General features: G+C 69.8%; 16 protein-coding genes. 2 read left to right on the forward strand and 14 right to left on the reverse strand.

Features of this window, described 5'->3' with window-relative positions; genetic code table 11:
* The 7 genes from ACFU5K_RS01765 to ACFU5K_RS01795 form a co-directional block, all read right to left on the reverse strand.
* Window positions 1–150 (reverse strand): transposase (locus tag ACFU5K_RS01765; RefSeq protein ID WP_384055646.1); only part of this gene is annotated, 150 nt, incomplete at its 3' end.
* Between the two features lie 239 nt (window positions 151–389).
* Window positions 390–1043 carry a histidine phosphatase family protein gene (locus tag ACFU5K_RS01770; RefSeq protein WP_384055649.1) on the reverse strand — a complete coding sequence of 218 codons (654 nt, stop codon included), beginning with the start codon at window positions 1041–1043 and terminating at the stop codon, window positions 390–392.
* Window positions 1040–1471, reverse strand: a complete 432-nt coding sequence (gene rsfS / locus ACFU5K_RS01775) for a ribosome silencing factor (RefSeq protein WP_384055336.1) — start codon at window positions 1469–1471, stop codon at window positions 1040–1042. Before rsfS ends, ACFU5K_RS01770 begins: the two co-directional genes overlap by 4 nt.
* Window positions 1472–1531: 60 nt before the next feature.
* Entirely contained in the window at window positions 1532–3280 is a 1749-nt protein-coding gene (locus ACFU5K_RS01780; protein WP_384055339.1) for an LCP family protein, read from the reverse strand.
* Between the two features lie 19 nt (window positions 3281–3299).
* Window positions 3300–3917: a nicotinate-nucleotide adenylyltransferase gene (nadD, locus tag ACFU5K_RS01785; RefSeq protein WP_384055342.1), complete on the reverse strand. Its 618-nt coding sequence runs from the start codon at window positions 3915–3917 to the stop codon at window positions 3300–3302.
* Window positions 3918–3956: 39 nt separating this feature from the next.
* Window positions 3957–4118, reverse strand: a complete 162-nt coding sequence (locus ACFU5K_RS01790; protein ID WP_384055345.1) for a hypothetical protein — start codon at window positions 4116–4118, stop codon at window positions 3957–3959.
* Window positions 4119–4202: 84 nt separating this feature from the next.
* Window positions 4203–4355, reverse strand: coding sequence for a hypothetical protein (locus ACFU5K_RS01795; protein ID WP_384055348.1), 153 nt, complete (start codon window positions 4353–4355; stop codon window positions 4203–4205).
* A gap of 110 nt (window positions 4356–4465) precedes the next feature.
* Between ACFU5K_RS01795 and ACFU5K_RS01800 the strand changes: the two genes are divergently transcribed.
* Complete coding sequence (locus ACFU5K_RS01800; RefSeq protein ID WP_384055351.1) at window positions 4466–5632, forward strand: M48 family metallopeptidase; 1167 nt, start codon at window positions 4466–4468, stop codon at window positions 5630–5632.
* Here ACFU5K_RS01800 and ACFU5K_RS01805 read toward each other — a convergent pair.
* The 5 genes from ACFU5K_RS01805 to proB all read right to left on the reverse strand — a co-directional run bounded on the left by ACFU5K_RS01805 (window position 5565) and on the right by proB (window position 11266).
* A complete protein-coding gene (locus ACFU5K_RS01805) occupies window positions 5565–6686 on the reverse strand; it encodes a hypothetical protein (RefSeq protein ID WP_384055353.1) in 1122 nt (373 codons plus the stop codon). The genes ACFU5K_RS01800 and ACFU5K_RS01805 overlap by 68 nt on opposite strands.
* 788 nt (window positions 6687–7474) lie before the next feature.
* Entirely contained in the window at window positions 7475–8074 is a 600-nt protein-coding gene (locus ACFU5K_RS01810) for a hypothetical protein (protein WP_384055356.1), read from the reverse strand.
* A gap of 76 nt (window positions 8075–8150) precedes the next feature.
* The gene (locus ACFU5K_RS01815) at window positions 8151–9434 is read right to left on the reverse strand and encodes a glutamate-5-semialdehyde dehydrogenase (RefSeq protein WP_384055359.1); all 1284 of its coding nucleotides are present in this window, start codon (window positions 9432–9434) and stop codon (window positions 8151–8153) included.
* Window positions 9435–9531: 97 nt separating this feature from the next.
* Window positions 9532–10017 carry a hypothetical protein gene (locus tag ACFU5K_RS01820; protein ID WP_384055362.1) on the reverse strand — a complete coding sequence of 162 codons (486 nt, stop codon included), beginning with the start codon at window positions 10015–10017 and terminating at the stop codon, window positions 9532–9534.
* Between the two features lie 121 nt (window positions 10018–10138).
* On the reverse strand, window positions 10139–11266 hold the full coding sequence (gene proB, locus ACFU5K_RS01825) for a glutamate 5-kinase (protein ID WP_384055652.1): 1128 nt from the start codon (window positions 11264–11266) through the stop codon (window positions 10139–10141).
* A 274-nt stretch (window positions 11267–11540) separates the two neighbouring features.
* Here proB and ACFU5K_RS01830 point away from each other — a divergent pair, with 274 nt between their 5' ends.
* Window positions 11541–12965: a polysaccharide pyruvyl transferase family protein gene (locus tag ACFU5K_RS01830; protein WP_384055365.1), complete on the forward strand. Its 1425-nt coding sequence runs from the start codon at window positions 11541–11543 to the stop codon at window positions 12963–12965.
* 33 nt (window positions 12966–12998) lie between these two features.
* Here ACFU5K_RS01830 and ACFU5K_RS01835 read toward each other — a convergent pair whose 3' ends face one another.
* Both ACFU5K_RS01835 and ACFU5K_RS01840 read right to left on the reverse strand, forming a co-directional pair.
* Window positions 12999–14234 carry a glycosyltransferase family 2 protein gene (locus ACFU5K_RS01835; RefSeq protein WP_384055367.1) on the reverse strand — a complete coding sequence of 412 codons (1236 nt, stop codon included), beginning with the start codon at window positions 14232–14234 and terminating at the stop codon, window positions 12999–13001.
* Between the two features lie 237 nt (window positions 14235–14471).
* On the reverse strand, window positions 14472–16574 hold the full coding sequence (locus ACFU5K_RS01840; protein WP_384055370.1) for a hypothetical protein: 2103 nt from the start codon (window positions 16572–16574) through the stop codon (window positions 14472–14474).
* Between the last annotated feature and the right edge of the window lies 1 nt (window position 16575).

Raw genomic sequence — 16575 nt, forward strand, 5'->3', positions numbered from 1 at the left:
ACGCTCGGCCATCGGCTGCATCGACTTGCGCTTACCGTCCAGCATCAGCCCACGCAGATACAGCTCGCCCTTGGCCCGCTGGTCCCGACGCGCCAGCGAACCAAGCATCTCCACCGCGAACGCCTCCAGGCGCGGGCGGACCCTCTCCATCTCCTCAGGTGTCACACCTGACAGGACATCACAACGTACCTGACGACGATCAACCGGGGTAGCTAACAAAGCCCTACTAGTGCCGCGACCGGCAATGTTTGCCCGGTAGGAGCGTCGACCGGTGCGTGCGATCGCAAGGCGGCCGGAAGTCCTTGTAGCGGAGCTACCAGGGCTTTTGGCCAACGCAGCGAGCGTGCGTGCTGGGCGGCGCGACGGGGCAAAGCTTGCCGGGAGGGGCACTAGTCGTCGTCCCCGAGCACCGGTTCGGGGAGGGTCCCGGCGTTGTGCTCGAGCAGACGCCAGCCCCGCGCACCTTCGCCCAGCACGGACCAGCAGCAGTTGGACAGCCCGCCGAGCCCTTCCCAGTGGTGGGACTCGAGTCCGAGCAGACGGCCGATGGTCGTCCGGATCGTGCCGCCGTGACTCACGACGACGAGCGTGCCCGCATCCGGCAGCTTGCGGACGTGTTCCAGGACGACCGGGGCGGCTCTGTCCGCCACCTCGGTCTCCAGCTCGCCACCGCCCCGGCGCACGGGCTCACCGCGCTTCCACGCCGCGTACTGATCGCCGTACCGCTCGACGATCTCCTCGTGCGTGAGCCCCTGCCAGGCGCCCGCGTACGTCTCGCGCAGTGCGGAGTCGTGTGCGACGGCAAGGCCGGTGACCGAGGCGAGCTCGGCGGCCGTGGCCGCGGCCCGGCTCAGGTCGGACGCCACGATCGCGTCCGGCCCCAGCGAGGCGAGCAGCCGGGCGGCCCGGCGGGCCTGCCCGACGCCGGCCTCGGTCAGCTCGATGTCCGTGGACCCCTGGAAGCGCCGCTCCAGGTTCCACGCCGTCTGGCCGTGGCGCCAGAGGACGATCCTGCGGCCCCTGCCGCTCCTGCTGCCGTTCAGCTCTGCTCACCTTCCGTGCCGCCGTTGAGCTGGGCGTGCTCCTCAGCCTTGCCCCGCGTCCTGACCGCGTCCTCGGGGAGGGCGATCTCGGGGCAGTCCTTCCACAGCCGCTCGAGCGCGTAGAACACGCGCTCCTCGCTGTGCTGGACGTGGATCACGATGTCGACGTAGTCGAGCAGGATCCAGCGGGCGTCGCGGTCGCCCTCGCGGCGAACCGGCTTGACGCCGAGCTCCTTCTGCAGCCGCTCCTCGATCTCGTCGACGATCGACTTGACCTGGCGGTCGTTGGGAGCCGAGGCCACAAGGAAGGCGTCGGTGATCGACAGGACGTCACTGACGTCGTAGGCGATGATGTCGTGCGCGAGCCGGTCGGCCGCCGCCTGGGCGGCGGCGGTGATGAGCTCGATGGAGCGGTCCGTGGCGGTCACATGCAGGCTTTCGTCGGCGGTCAGATCAACCTCTAGGGTCTCACGGACCGCCGACAGCCCTTACGACGTCCGCTTCGGGATCTCGTAGTCCTGGCCGAGGACCACGGAGACGTCCGCGTTGGCGGCGGGCTTGCCCTTCTCGGCGGCACTCTCCGGCAGCCCGAGGGTCTTCGCGACCTCGATCGCCTTCGCCTTGTCCTCCGCGGCCCCGTAGACCACCGTGGACGACGGCGCCGTGTCCGCCTTGCCGCCGTCGACGAAGGCATAGCCGCCGTTGACCAGCTGGACCCTGGCGCTCTCGGTACCAGCGGTGCTGCCCGTGGCGTTCTTGATCCCCACGCGCACCGCCGCACCCTGGTCCGGCGCCTTCACCTTGCCGCCCAGGACGTCCTTGACGACGCTCTCGGTGGCACTCTCGGTGAGGGTGCCGTCGTCCTGGACCGGGAGCAGCTCCGTCTTGTAGTCACCGACCTTGGCGTGCCCGGCGAGCTTCGCCAGCGAGGCCCCCAGGTCCTGCTCCGGCAGGGACGGGTCGAGGATCTGCGCGAGCGTCTCGATCGTGACGGTCGCTGCCTTGGGGTCCTCCGAGAGCTTGCGCAGCACGCCGCGCATGACCTGTCCGAAGCGCGTGAGCTGCTTGGCCTCGGCCTCCCCCGGCGCCTGGTAGGTGGCGTACGCGACGGCCGCCTGGCCGCTCAGGGTCTGCCCCTCGCCCTTGCGCACCAGCGGCGAAGCGCCCTTCTCGGCGGCGGGAACCGCCGTGTCGGTGTCGACCTCGATGTTGCCCACGAGCTCGACGAGGTTCTCGAGGTAGGGCGTGTCGAGCCGCCAGGTGCCGCTGATGCTGGTGCCGAGCAGCGTGTCGATCGCCTCGCGGGTTCCGCTGGAGCCGTCGTCGTCGACGGACTTCCCGAGGGTGGTGGTGGAACCGTCGTCCCCGGCCACCGCGAGAGAGTTGGGCAGAAGGACGGTGGTGCCCTGCCCGGTGGTGACGTTGTCGACGAGCAGCGCCGTGGAGGTACCGCCCTTCTTGGTGTTGTGCAGGTGGACGACTATGACGTCCCTCTTCTGCGGGCCGGCCGCCGCGGCACTCCGTTCGTCCTCGCCCGAGACGCCCGGGATCTTCCCGGCGAACCAGAGGTATCCCGCCCCGCCGACGACCACGAGAGCCACGACGACTATGAGCGCGACCATGCGGTTGTGCCCGCGCCGGCGTGCCTCCTCGCGCCGTTCGCTCCTGCTCTCGGTGAACTTCAGCCAGTCGATGACATCTTCGGAGTTCTCGTCGGGCTCTTCGATGAAGGAGAACTGCTCGGTGCGGTAGTCGCCGTCGGCACGGCGCGGTCCGGGAACGCCGGGGCCTGCCTGCGGCTCGGGCTCACGCCGCTGCTCCGGCACCGGCGTCTCGGCGGTGATGGCGGTAGCGGGGGCCGGAGCAGGAGGGGCAGGGGCAGCGGCGGCCCACTGCTGGGTGGAGTCATCCACGACGGGTTGCTGTCCGGTGTCGTAGCCGTACCCGGTGTAGCCCTCGTAGCCGTACCCCTGCTGGGCCGCCTGCCCCTGCTGCTGCGTGGGCTGGGCCGCGTACGGGTCGTACTGCTGCGTACCGGCGTACGGGGCGTACTCATAGCCCTGCTGGGACTGCCCGTCCTGTTGTGTCTGCTGCGTCTGCTGGGTCTGCTGTTGCGCGTACGGGTCGTACTGCTGCTGCCCCTGCTGCTGGTAGACCGGCTGCCCGTACTCGTCGTAGCCGATGATCTGCGGCTGCTGCTGGTAGTACGGGTCGTACGGGTTCTGGCGGTCGGTCACAGGTGCCCCTCTCCGTGGCTCATTCGCCGCGGTACAGCTGGCGCTTGTCGATGTAGCGGACGACACCGTCCGGCACCAGGTACCAGACCGGCTCCCCTTGCGCGACCCTCGCCCGGCAGTCCGTCGACGAGATCGCCAGGGCGGGCACCTCCACCAGCGAGACACCGCCCTCGGGCAGTCCGTCGTCCGTCAGCACGTGGCCCGGACGGGTCACACCGATGAAGTGGGAGAGCGAGAACAGCTCTTCGGCGTCCCGCCAGGTGAGAATCTGGGACAGGGCGTCGGCGCCGGTGATGAAGAACAGGTCCGCGTCGCCGTGGGCCCTGCACAGATCCCGCAGCGTATCGATCGTGTACGTCGGACCGCCACGGTCGATGTCACTGCGGCTCACCGAGAACTGCGGGTTGGACGCTGTGGCGATGACCGTCATGAGGTAGCGGTCCTCGGCCGGGGACACCTGCTTGTGGCTCTTCTGCCACGGCTGCCCCGTCGGGACGAAGACGACCTCGTCCAGATCGAAATGGGCGGCCACTTCACTGGCCGCCACGAGGTGGCCGTGATGGATCGGGTCGAATGTCCCGCCCATCACGCCGAGTCGGCGCTTGCCGCGCCCGGTAGGCACTTTCTGCTCTCCCATGCGTGCAGACCCTACTGGCACAGCTGTTCGCCCTCCGCCTCAGCGGTCCCGGTTGAAGCGGGTGGTGACCCAGAGCAGGAGCAGCAGCACGAGGAGCGCGCCGCCTCCGGTGAGGTACGGGCTGAGGCTTTCGTGGTTACCACCCTGCTCACCTTCGGCGGCGAGGTTGACCAGCTGGTGCGCGGTGCTCGTGAGGCTCATCTTCTGCAGGACCTATCCATCGGGGATCTGGAGGGAGACGTCGCGCACATCGTATGCGGGCGTGGCGGGCACGCTCACGCCGACTCAGTCGTTGTTGTCGTCGTTGCGGTATCCGCGCAGCAGGAACCAGCCGAGCAGGGCGGCTCCCACGAGCGCGACGAGGAGCACGACGCGGAGCGTGTCGCCCGGTCCCTGGTCCTCGGAGACGGCGGCGAGCAGTACGGCGGTACGCGGCATTTCGGGCGCTCCTCAAAGTTATCCACAGCCCCCCGCACACCGTAGCGCCAGCGCATACGCTGGCTTTTGTCAGGGGGACGAGCGACGTCTCGTACGAACAGGGGGCATCCATGACCGACACCGGCCACGAGAGCGTGCCGAGCAGGCAGCGCAAGCGATTCCCGGGCATCTCGTCCCGGGCGTACGAGCACCCGGCGGACCGCTCGGCCCTGGTGGCACTGCGGAAGCTGAGCGGCTTCGACACCGTGTTCAAGGCGCTCAGCGGCCTGTTGCCCGAGCGCAGCCTGCGACTGCTCTTCCTGTCGGACTCCGTCCGGGTGAGTGACGCGCAGTTCGCCCATCTCAACGACATGCTGCGGGACGCCTGTTACATCCTGGACCTGAAGAAGGTCCCGCCGATGTACGTCACCCAGGACCCGAAGCCCAACGCCATGTGCATCGGCCTCGACGAGCCGATCATCGTGGTGACGACAGGGCTGGTGGAACTGCTCGACGAGGAGGAGATGCGGGCCGTCGTGGGGCACGAGACGGGCCACGCCCTCTCTGGTCATGCGGTGTACCGCACGATATTGCTCTTCCTCACCGGTCTCGCGCTCAAGGTCGCGTGGATCCCCCTGGGCAACGTCGCGATCATGGCCCTCGTGACCGCGTTGCGCGAGTGGTTCCGCAAGTCGGAGCTGTCTGCCGACCGGGCCGGACTGCTGGTGGGCCAGGATCTGCGTGCGTCGATGCGCGGCCTGATGAAGATCGCGGGTGGCAACCACCTCCATGAGATGAATGTGGACGCCTTCCTCGCCCAGGCCGACGAGTACGAGAAGGGCGGAGATCTCCGTGACTCCGTGCTCAAGATCCTCAATGTGCTGCCCCGGACGCATCCGTTCACCACGGTGCGTGCCGCCGAGCTGAAGAAGTGGTCGGAGTCGCGGGACTACCAGCGCCTCATGGACGGCCACTACCCAAGGCGGGACGAGGACAAGGACACCTCGGTGACGGACTCCTTCCGGGAGTCCGCCGCCCACTACGCGGACACGGTGCGCACGAGCAAGGACCCGCTGATGAAGCTCGTCGGTGACATCGCGGGTGGCGCCGGCGACCTCGGGGGTAAGCTCCGGGACAGATTCACAGGGGCGAGCGGTGGCAGCGCGGCAGGCGGCGGCGCCGCCGGCAAGGGCGGCGCGTCCGCCTCGGACACCACGACCGGCGCGGACGCTACGGAGGGCTCGGAGGGGACTTGGCGGCGCCCGGACCCCGAGGAGGGGCCGGGGTCCGGGGGCTGACCGCCAGAGTGCCGCAGAGGGCGCCCGTGGGCACCCCTGTGGCGTAGGGATCGGTGCCGGCGGGGCCCCGGGTGTCCGCCCGCTCGCCCGCGAGCAGCGGGCGCAGGACACCTGCCACAGCGGCGGAGCATGACTGAGGTCCGGCCTGGACGTAGGCGCTGCGCACCTCCAGCCGGTGGAGCCGGATGTCCTCGCGGTCGAGGAGGAAGCGCAGCACGCGGCGCACGGTGAACAGCGAGGCCCCGTCGGCCCGGTGGGGGCCGGCTGCGGCGGGGCGCAGTGTGTACGTGAAGGTGTGGTCGGACACCACCTCCAGGGTGTCCGCCCCCGCCTCCGCGTAGGTGAAGGTGCCCTGGACCCGGATCTCGGGATCGGCCAGTTCCACCTCGGCCGGGTCGAACCGCACCAGCCAGCCGGTCGCCAGGTGCTTGCCGTCGGCGACCGGTGAGCCCACGCTCTGGTCGAACTGGGCCGTCTGGTCCGGATCGAGGAGTCGTCCGACCGGCCGGACGACTCCTCCGGTGAGCACGTCGGGGTCGAGTGCGGATGCCACCAGGTAGTCCTTGACCGTGGTCAGGGCCATGGTCACCTGGCTGTCCGAGAAGTTCTTGGTCCTCCGTACGGCCGGAAGGTTGATGCCGGAGGCACCGGCGCGGAACCCCGCGGCCGGGCCGTCGTCCAGGAGCGACTCCGGCGTTCCCGCCGGAACGGATCCCTGGGGGGCGAGCGGGACGACGGTCGTCTGCAGCGGTTCGGCACGCCTGCCGACGGGGGCCGGATAGGGATTGCGGAAGCCCATGTAGACGGCTGTGGCGAACGCCAGGGCGATCAGCACGACGAGGACTATGCCGGCTCTGGAGCGGTGTCGGCGGGCCGCCCTGCCAGGGCGGGAGCGCACGGCGCGGGCCGGTTCGCCCATGCGTTCCCTGGCGGAGAACTCCTGCAGCCGGGCGGCGCGCACAAACGATTCGTCGAAGACGAGAGAGCGGTACTCGTCCTCCCCGCCCGAAGGGTTCTCGGGCGTCTCTTCCGGCGGATCTCCGCGGCCTGCCATGACTCCTCCCGATCTCCGCGCGCCACCGGTGAGCGCGGGCGCTGGGATCCGTCTCAGCCAGGCGGCTGTCTGCGGACCTGTCCGTCACGGGTGCGGCATCTGACCCTCTCCCCGGAGACGGGGACGGGAGGAGGGGTCACAAGGTCGTACCTTCAGATTGGGTCGATCGTCATCACGGTAAACGCCCAGCAGGTGGGAGCGCAGTCGGAAGCCCGGCCGTGACGCGGGCCGGCCGCCCCGCACCGCCCCGCCGGCCGGGTCCCCCTCCGCGCCGGTGTACTGCGTCCGGACGGGTGTCACTCACCATTGCCAGGCGCCCGCGCACCGGGGAAACGTGCCCCGGCGGATGTGGAATGCGCGGGCGGGGGGTACGTACGGACGGGCCCGGCGGTCCACTCACTCCTGCGCTCGGAGCTTGCGTGAGCCGCCATGTGCCCGAAGAGCCTGGGCCCGCGCCTGGACCGTGTGGCCGCCCGGCCCCGCAGTGTGCCCGCTGACCGTGCGTGCTCACGGAGCCGAGGGCGCATCGGGCGACTGGGGGCGAGTCGGCCTCACGGCGGCCGTTCTCGCGCCGACGCACACGCCGCCGTTGCTCCATTCGGGTTGCCCCGCCGGCCTGCGGTGCCGTGCCCGGGCCTTCGGCTCCTTGCGCTCCTGGGCACCGTGCGCGGCTCCCGAGGCACCGAGCGTCCCGGGAGGCCTCGACGCGTTGCGTCCGGCCGGGCGCGTTGAGGTCCGACCGCTGGACAGCCGTGGGGCAGGGACGGCTGCACGGGGAGCTGGTCGGCTCAGCGGGAGCGCGGGACCACGGAGACGGCCGGGCGGGAGTGCTCGGCAGAGAGCGAGGGGGCCGGGCCCGGCTTGTCCACGCCACTCGTGGCGGGCGGAGGCACCTGGTCCTGCCGGTTGTTCGCCGCGCCGCGGTAGATGGCGCTGAAGGCCAGCGCGATCATCCCGATGCCTATGAGCACGGCGAGCAGCCAGGCGATCGGCCGGTGCCAGCGTGCTGTGCCTCGGTAAGGCCGCAGAGCACCGCCATGAGGCCCGTAGGGGCCGTCGGTATCTCCGCGGGCACCGTCAGGGTCGTCGGGGTCCCAGAAGCCGCCAGGAGCCCTCTCGCGGCCGTACCCGCCGTCCGGCCCGTAGCCGTCCTCGTAGAGGTCGTCGTCGAGGGCCCCGCGACGTGAGCGTGCCCTGCTCGCCTCGGCCTCGGCGCGGGCCTCCGCGGCGGCGAGGAGGCGCTCCACCGCGCTGGGTTCGTGGATCTCGGCGGACCGCACGAAGTCCTCGTCGAACACCACGGAGGCGAAGTCCTCGTCCGCGCCCCCGCGGTCGTCGTCGGGCTCCCAGCCGTCCTGGAACGGCCTGCCCCCCACGTCGTCCGGCACGGAATCAGCCTAGCCCCCGGCAGGGCGATTCGGGCAGAGAGCGCACAAAATCGCCCGCACCGCCGAGGCCGCGCTGCTAACGGATGTGACCGTCCCCGGTGACGATGTACTTCGTCGACGTCAGCTCCGGGAGTCCCATCGGGCCCCGGGCGTGGAGCTTCTGGGTGGAGATGCCGATCTCGGCCCCGAAGCCGAACTGGCCGCCGTCGGTGAACCGCGTGGACGCGTTCACGGCGACCGTCGTGGAATCGACCAGCTGGGTGAAGCGGCGGGCCGCGGCCTGCGAGGTGGTGACGATCGCCTCCGTGTGGCCGGAGGACCAGAGCCTGATGTGCGCCACGGCTCCCTCCAGCGACTCCACGACAGCGGCCGCGATGTCGTACGAGAGGTACTCGGTCTCCCAGTCCTCGGGTGTCGCCGCCACCACCGTCGCCTTCGACCCCTCGGCGTACGACAGGACCCGCTCGTCGCCGTGCACCGTCACACCGGCGTCGGCCAGGGCGTCGAGGGCCAGGGGCAGGAACTCCGCGGCGACGTCCTTGTGGACCAGGAGGGTCTCGGCGGCGTTGCAGACGCTCGGGCGCTGCGCCTTGGAGTTGACGAGGATCTCGACGGCCATGCCGAGATCGGTCTGCGCGTCCACGTACACGTGGCAGTTTCCGGTGCCGGTCTCGATGACCGGGACCGTCGACTCCTCCACGACCGTACGGATGAGGGAGGCGCCGCCTCGCGGGATCAGCACGTCGACCAGGCCGCGGGCCCGCATCAGTTCCCGCACCGAGTCGCGGTTCTCCCCCGGCACGAGCTGCACCGCGTCCGCCGGAAGACCGGAGCCGCCGACCGCGTCACGGAGGACCCGCACGAGGGCGGTGTTGGAGGCGTACGCCGACGACGAGCCGCGCAGCAGCACCGCGTTGCCCGACTTGAGGCAGAGAGCGGCGGCGTCGACCGTCACGTTGGGACGGGCCTCGTAGATGATGCCGACCACTCCCAGCGGTACCCGGACCTGGCGCAGGTCGATGCCGTTGGGGAGGGTGGAGCCGCGGACCACTTCGCCCACCGGGTCGGGCAGGGCCGCCACGTCACGGGCGTCCGCGGCGATGGCGCGAATTCGCTCCGGCGTGAGCGTGAGCCGGTCGACGACGGACTCGCTCGTCCCGGCTTCCCTGGCCCGCTCGACGTCCTCGGCGTTGGCCTCGATGATCTCGCCGGTGCGTACCTCGAGCGCGTCCGCGATCGCCAGCAGGGCGTCGTCCTTCGCCGCGCGCGGGAGTGGCGCGATGTCGTCGGCGGCGGCGCGAGCCCGGTAGGCGGCCTGGGCGACCGGGGACATGTTGTCGTACGGCGAAAGCGTGGTCATGCCCGCAGGGTAGTGCGCACACTGCGGGCATCCGTCACGTATCCCGTGATGCGAGACAGGTGCGTCGGCGCCTGTGCACCCGGTCCGGTACGCCCGGTCAGTACGGGTGCACCCCGACCGGGGCCGCTGGTGGCGGGCCGTAGCCCTCGGCGATGCGCAGGTGGTACGTCTGCCGGTCGATGACCTCGAGGCCGACGATCTCCCAGGGTGGCAGCTTGGCGCTGGAGCGGTGTTCCCCCCACAGCCGCAGTGCCACGGCCGCCGCGTCGTGCAGGTCGCGGGCCTCTTCCCAGTAGCGGATCTCGGCGTGGTCGTTGGCATAGCGGCTGGTCAGCAGAAAGGGGTGATCGTGCGCCAGCTGCTCCAGTCCGCGCCTGACCTCGCTCAGCGGCGTCTCGCTGCCGGAGACACTGAGGGTGATGTGCCACAGCCTGGAACGGATCTGTTCCTCGTCCGTCCCCACCGGTTCCTGCTCGAGCGTCTGGTCGTCGGGGGCGTCGACGAAGTCGGCCCCCGCTCCGACGCTGGTCAGGGCGCGGCTGCCCGTCCCGCGGGGGAGCGCCCCCGGGCGCGCTCGTCTCACCGGCGGCCTCCTGTGAATGTGTAGCTGTGCTGACCCCTTTGTGTCCCCGTGACAAAGTTGACCAGTCCGGAGCGGGGTGTGGGGCGGTTTTCGTGAAGGTCTCTTCCCGAAGGCCGGACTTTCAGCCGTTTCGGGGGCCCGGGTGGGGCGTGAGGACGACGAGATCGTCCCTGTGTACGACCTCCCGCTCGTAGGCGGGCCCGAGTTCACGCGCGAGGTCGCGGGTGGACCTGCCGAGAAGCTGCGGGATCTCCTTGGCGTCGAAGTTGACGAGTCCGCGGGCGACCGCGTGGCCGGCGGGGTCCCGCAGCTCGACCGGGTCGCCGGCGGAGAACTCGCCCTCCACCGCACTGATCCCGGCGGGCAGCAGGGACGTACGGCGCTCGACGACGGCACGGACCGCCCCAGCGTCGAGGGTCAGGGCGCCCCGGGGCGTCGAGGCGTGGGCCAGCCAGAGGAGCCGGTCGGCCGAGCGGCGTCCCGTGCGGTGGAAGTGCGTGCCTGTGTCCCGCCCCGAGAGGGCGTCCGCCACCCGGCTGGCGGACGTGAGGACCACCGGAATCCCGGCGGCCGTCGCGATGCGGGCGGCTTCGACCTTGGTGACCATCCCCCCGGTGCCGACGCCCGCCTTGCCCGCACTGCCGATGACGACGCCCTCCAGATCGGCGGGGCCGCTCACCTCGGCGATGCGGGCCGTACCGGGCGTGCTCGGGTCCCCGTTGTAGAGACCGTCCACATCGGAGAGCAGGACGAGGAGATCCGCGTGCACGAGATGGGCGACGAGGGCGGCGAGCCGGTCGTTGTCACCGAACCGGATCTCGTCCGTGGCCACCGTGTCGTTCTCGTTGACGACGGGGAGGGCGCCCATCTCGAGGAGCTGGTCGAGCGTGCTGTAGGCGTTGCGGTAGTGCGCCCGCCGGCTGGTGTCGTCGGAGGTGAGCAGCACCTGGCCCACCCGGACGCCGTAGCGGGCGAAGGAGGCGGTGTAGCGCGCCACGAGCAGCCCCTGGCCGACGCTGGCGGCGGCCTGTTGGCGCGCCAGGTCCTTGGGCCGGCGGACGAGTCCGAGGGGAGCGAGCCCCGCCGCGATGGCGCCGCTGGAGACGAGGACGATCTCTCGTTCCCCACCGCTCCTGACCTTGGCGAGCGCGTCGACCAGTGCGTCGACCCGGTCGGCGTCGAGGCCTCCCGCGGCGGTGGTCAGCGAGGAGGACCCCACCTTGACGACGATCCTGCGGGCACCGGTCACGTCCGGCCTGAGCCCGGCGTCGCCTTCCGGGGGTGCGCCGAGTGCGCCTTCGGAATCCCTTGCCCCTGACACGTACGCCCGTCCCCATCACGTCGTCCTGCGCGGTTCCCCTCAATCTACGCGAGGGGCACGACCCGCACCGAGCCGTCTCAACTGCTGACGCAGCACAGAGACCGCAATACGGGTGCGCCACTCCAGCCGTCGTTCCGGCATGCCCCCGAATGGAGTCATTTACGCAATCTCCACGGGGCGTTCATCGGGCTACCCTCATCAGGTGACTGATGAACCCACCAGCCAGCGACGCATTCTTCTCCGATCGGGCAAAAGTCCATTCGATGTGGACACACTCGAACAATCGCTCCACAGAGATGTCTTCGCCACCAATACGGGCAACCTGATCTTCAGCGACGCGTCGCACAAGATCCTGACGACTCCCCGGGCGGAAGTCTTCTCCAACGGCATCCGGACGGATCCGTCGGCGGCCGAACGCATAAACGAGGAGTTCGACGTATTCGTCGTGCCTCTGGCGAACGCGTTCCGTCCGACCTTCGAGCGGCCTCTGAAGCGGATGACGCAGCTGATCAAGAAGCTGCGCATCCCCGTCGTCGTCCTGGGTGTCGGCGCGCAGGCGGACCTGAAGTACGACGCGGCCCGGCTGAAGCCCATGGAGCCGACGGTCAGGGCATTCGTCACCGAGGTGCTCAACCGCAGCGCGTCCATCGGCGTGCGGGGGGAGTTCACCGAGCAGTACCTGAAGAACATGGGCTTCCGGGACGTCGAGGTCATCGGCTGCCCCTCCATGTTCATGAACGGCGAGACGTTCACAGTCGAGAAGAAGTCCGAGTCACTCAGCGCGGAATCCCGCATCTCCGTGAACGGCTCGCACAGCGCGGTTCGGTCCCACGGCCTCGACGCCATCATCCGGCAGGCCCACGAGCGCTACCCGCATCTCCGGTTCGTCGGCCAGAACCTCCTCGAGGCCCAGCTGCTCCACTGGCGGGAGACGTCGAACCCGATCGGCGCCCAGACCTCGATGCCGACCCACCCGTCCCACCCGATGTACCGCGAGGGCAAGGTCCGGCTCTACATCGACCCGGCCACCTGGATCGAGGAGCTACGCGCGTTCGACTTCTCGTTCGGCTCCCGCATTCACGGCAACATCGCGGCACTGCTGGCCGGAGTCCCGAGCACCGTGCTGTGCAGTGACTCGCGGACCTTGGAGCTCTGCCGGTACTTCGGCATCCCGCACCGCAAGATCTCCGAGACGCCGAAGAACATCGATCCCGCCGAGCTGTACGAGGCGGCCGACTTCGGCGACCTGGTGAACGGCCACAAGGAGCGGTTCCTCCGGTTCACCGGCTTCATGGAGAAGAACGGCCTGGAGAACACCTTCCACCACGGCGACGGGGGCAAGGCGTTCGACGCTCTGCTCGCCAAGCGCGCTCTGCCGGCCGCCGTGCGGCCGTGGACCGACACCGATCCCGATTCGATGAGCAGCCGCTTCAGCTTCATGCAGAGCCGGATGGACGAACTGGCCGCGCAGAACGTCGCGCTGCGCAGCCAGCTCGATGCGAAGCCAGGCCACGTCAGCTTCAAGGTGCAGGCGAGCGAAGCAGAACCGGCATGGCCGTCGGCCTACCGGCGCGCCCGTCGCGTCGTGGGGCGCCCGGTCAGGCGGCTGCTGCGCCCCGAACAGTAGGGAGTACGTCCACCGCCGCGACCTCGCGTCGCCTCAGACCTCGTGGGACCGCCTCGGGGTGCGCAGGACGGCCCGGGCCGTCCTGCGCACCTTGTTGACCAGGCGGCGCGCGAAGGCGGCGGTGGACTGGCGCCCCGGGACGTCGATCCGTTTACCGCCGATCCACTCGGGCACGGTCAGCTCGTACGCGGAGTACGGCAGTTCCTCGCCGAAGTGCGGATAGACCAGGTAAAGCCGGCCGCGGAGACCCTTACGGACCGTTCTCGGCTTCTTCTTGTCCCTCACGAACTCCAGGATGTCCAGCAGCAGGTCGAGCCTGCCGTTCTCCAGGCAGAGCAGACGGAGCCGTTCCTGGACCTTGAGGCGCCGGGCCATTCCTGGTGACGAGTAGGCCTCCACCAGCGGTGCGGCCAGTTTCATCTTCTCCTGCCGCACCTTCTCGGACTGCCGCAGCAGCCCGGGACCGAACTGCGGCAGCAGGGTGATGACGAAGGGGCGGACCATCAGGGCGTCCCGCTTCGGACCCGGTGGGACGTGTGCGGCGATGAGCCCCATGAGCGCCCGCGCAGAGTCGAAGCGCAGCCGGTAGCTACCGCTCTTCGTGACGTGCTTGCCGTCGTCCCGGCCCACCAGGTAATAGCAGGTGTAGTCGGCCACGACGGAGACGCCGTCGCCCCGCAGATACGCCTCCATGGTGAAGAGCGCGTCCTCACCCGTCTTCAGGCCCTCGTCGAAGCGCATCCCGAGCCGTACGAGAAGGTCGCGTCGGAACAGTTTCTGGGCGCTGAGGGTGAACTTGATGTTGGAGGAGTAGAGGTCGGCCCGCTCGACGGTCTCCTTCCACATGGACTTCGCCGCCCCGCGGTTGACGCCGACGACCTTGCCCAGCACCACGTCCGTACCGGCACGGTCGCCCATGGCGACCATTCGCTCCAGGGCTTCCTCACCGAAGTAGTCGTCCGCATCGAGGAAGAAGACGTACCGGCCGCGAGCGAGCCCGAGGCCGACGTTGCGGGGGCCGCTGGGGCCGCCGGAGTTCTTCTGGCGGATGACACGCATGTCGATCGCGGTACGGGCGGCGAACTCCTCCAGGTACTCCCCCGTGCCGTCCGTGGACCCGTCGTCGACGGCGACGATCTCGATGCGCCCGGCCGGAAGGGTCTGGGCCTCGACGGACTCGAGGCAGCGGACCAGATACGGCATCGCCTCGTAGGCGCCGATGATGACGGTGACATCCGGCGCGTCGCCACCTGGTGCGCTGCTGGTCATCTCTCTCCGATTCGTACAGATCGGCACTTGTCAGAAGAAATGATAGAACGCCAATATACGACTCGTTCCATGCACGGACACGCAGAACGGCCCGTACGTTCCCCTCCCCGAGGAGGAGACGGACGGGCCGTCGTGGAGGTTGTGTCGGCAACCGGAGGTTCTTCGAACGACTGGATGGCAATCGGATCACACCCGGCTGCCACCCTTCACCGCGGGGCATGACCCTGTGGCCAGTGGTCAGTGGACCGCCGACGGCCCCGCACCTATTTCCGCGTCGGCCTCCTGGCCGGCCGCTACATCGGGGTCGACGGCCGCCTCGGCCTGGGCGACGATCTCCGCCGCCCCGTCACCGACGCCGCTGGACTGCGCCTCGGGGTCCGGCAGAGGCGCGGCCTGCTGCTCGCCCATTCGCTGCGCGACACCCGCGTTGCGAGCCTCGGCCTTTGCCGCGAGTGCGTGCACAGCGGCATTGAACTGCTCCATCGAGGTCGGCTCGTCCGGCCCCAGCAGGTAGCTCTTCAGCTCATGACGGGCCTCGGCCAGCACGTCGGCCGCCGGGTCGGCGACGGCGCCCAGCAGCTCGTCGATCTCCTGCGCGCCGTTGGAGAGGATGACGGCGGCGCGTACGGCGGTGTTCTGGCGCTTGAACTCCTCCACTCCGAGCTTCGCCGAGTCCGTGACCGCGTACGGCTTGCCGCTCGCGATGAAGTCGGAGACCACGCTGGAGATGTCCGAGACCATGGCGTCGGACCGGTTGAAGCAGTCGTAAAGCTTGGGCTGCGCGCCCGCCACGGTTTTATGCTCCCACCAGCCGAAGGAGCGCCAGTAGGCGTCGTTCCACTCGGCCCGCAAGGTGGCGAGCTCGGCCTGGCGGGCCGGGTCGGCGAGCGAGACCCGCGACTCCTCCGACTCGTCGCCCCCGGCACGGCCGGGCATCGCCAGCTCTGCCAGCCTGGCGTCGATACGTGCAAGCTCCGCCTTGGCGGCGAGCTGCCCGGCAGCGGCGGCCGATGCCTCCTTCGCCCAGCGCGGGTCGGCGGCGCGCTCCTGCGCGGCCTTGCTGATCAGCGCCTTGATCCGGGCGTTCACGGCCTTGGCCTTGGCGCTGCGGATGCCCGTGAAGGGGTGGGGCTTGTAGACGACGCGGACGGGGCTGTCGGCCTTCAGCAGCCTACGGACGATGTTCTCACCGGCCAGCAGCAGCGAGGTGTTGCCGGGGTTGTCGTCCCAGCCCTCCCAGGTGGGGGCGTACAGCACCGTCGGGATGGGGTTCTTCGTGGTGCCGGTCCAACTCTCGATGGGCGCGAGCTGGGGGCGTCCGACCTCGACGATGTCCTCGTCGCGGACACCGACGTCGGCCAGGGCGTAGCGGTCGCGGCCCGCGCGGCCGGCCGTCCACACCTCGTCGTACACCTTGGAGTACGGGTTGACGCTGGCCAGCTTGTCGCTGTCGCCGTGGCCGATGAAGACGTGCTTCATGGTCGGGACGCGCAGCATGTGGATGTTCTTGCCGACGTTGGCCGGGTACAGGCACACCCGGACCGTGGAGAGGTCCAGGTTCATCAGGTGGGTGCCGCCCGGTACGCACACGACGGGTACGGACGTCTCCGCGAGCTGCGCGACGAGGTTGCGCTCGCGCATGACGATCAGCGGACGCCCCTCGACGGCGGCCATGGTGTCGAGCCACATGTTGCCCTGGTAGGCGGACTCGACGGAACCGGAGAAGTAGAGCACGACCGTCGGCTGGTACTCGCCCAGCCAGGTGTCGAGGGCCTTCATCACCGCGGGGGCGGAGGGGACCAGCCGCTTCTTCCTCAGATAGGGGACGAGCAGGAGGGTGTAGAGGCCTGCGAGCAGCAGCGTGACACCGGCACCGACATATCCGACGACGTCCTCGCCCGTGCCGGCCGCGATCAGGACACCGACCACCGCGGGGAGGTCGAGGTGCAGCATCTTCTCGCTGGAGCGGTGCAGCAGGGCGCGCGGCGGAGCGTCGGGGATGCGGACGGCGTGCAGGTCGACGTTGCGGGTGACGATCGGCAGGCTGCGGCGCAGCCGGATGAGTGCCGTCAACGCGCCGTGCGGGGCCTGCAGTCCGTAGAAGACCAGGAAGCAGGCGACCGCCGCGTAGTAGAGCGGTTCCTCGGCGAGGTCCAGCCGGGCCAGCAGGAGGAGGATCATCAGCTGGCGGAGGAGGAAGCGGATGGGCAGCCCCGCCCGCACCTTGCTGAGCCGGTTGACGAGATAGCTGCCGCGCTGGTGGAGGAACCAGTCAGCGAGGTACGTGACCGCCGTGGCCGCCGCGAAGAACCAGATATCGGGGAGAAGCGCGGCGATCATG

This window comes from Streptomyces sp. NPDC057428 (assembly GCF_042803195.1).
GTDB lineage: Bacteria > Actinomycetota > Actinomycetes > Streptomycetales > Streptomycetaceae > Streptomyces.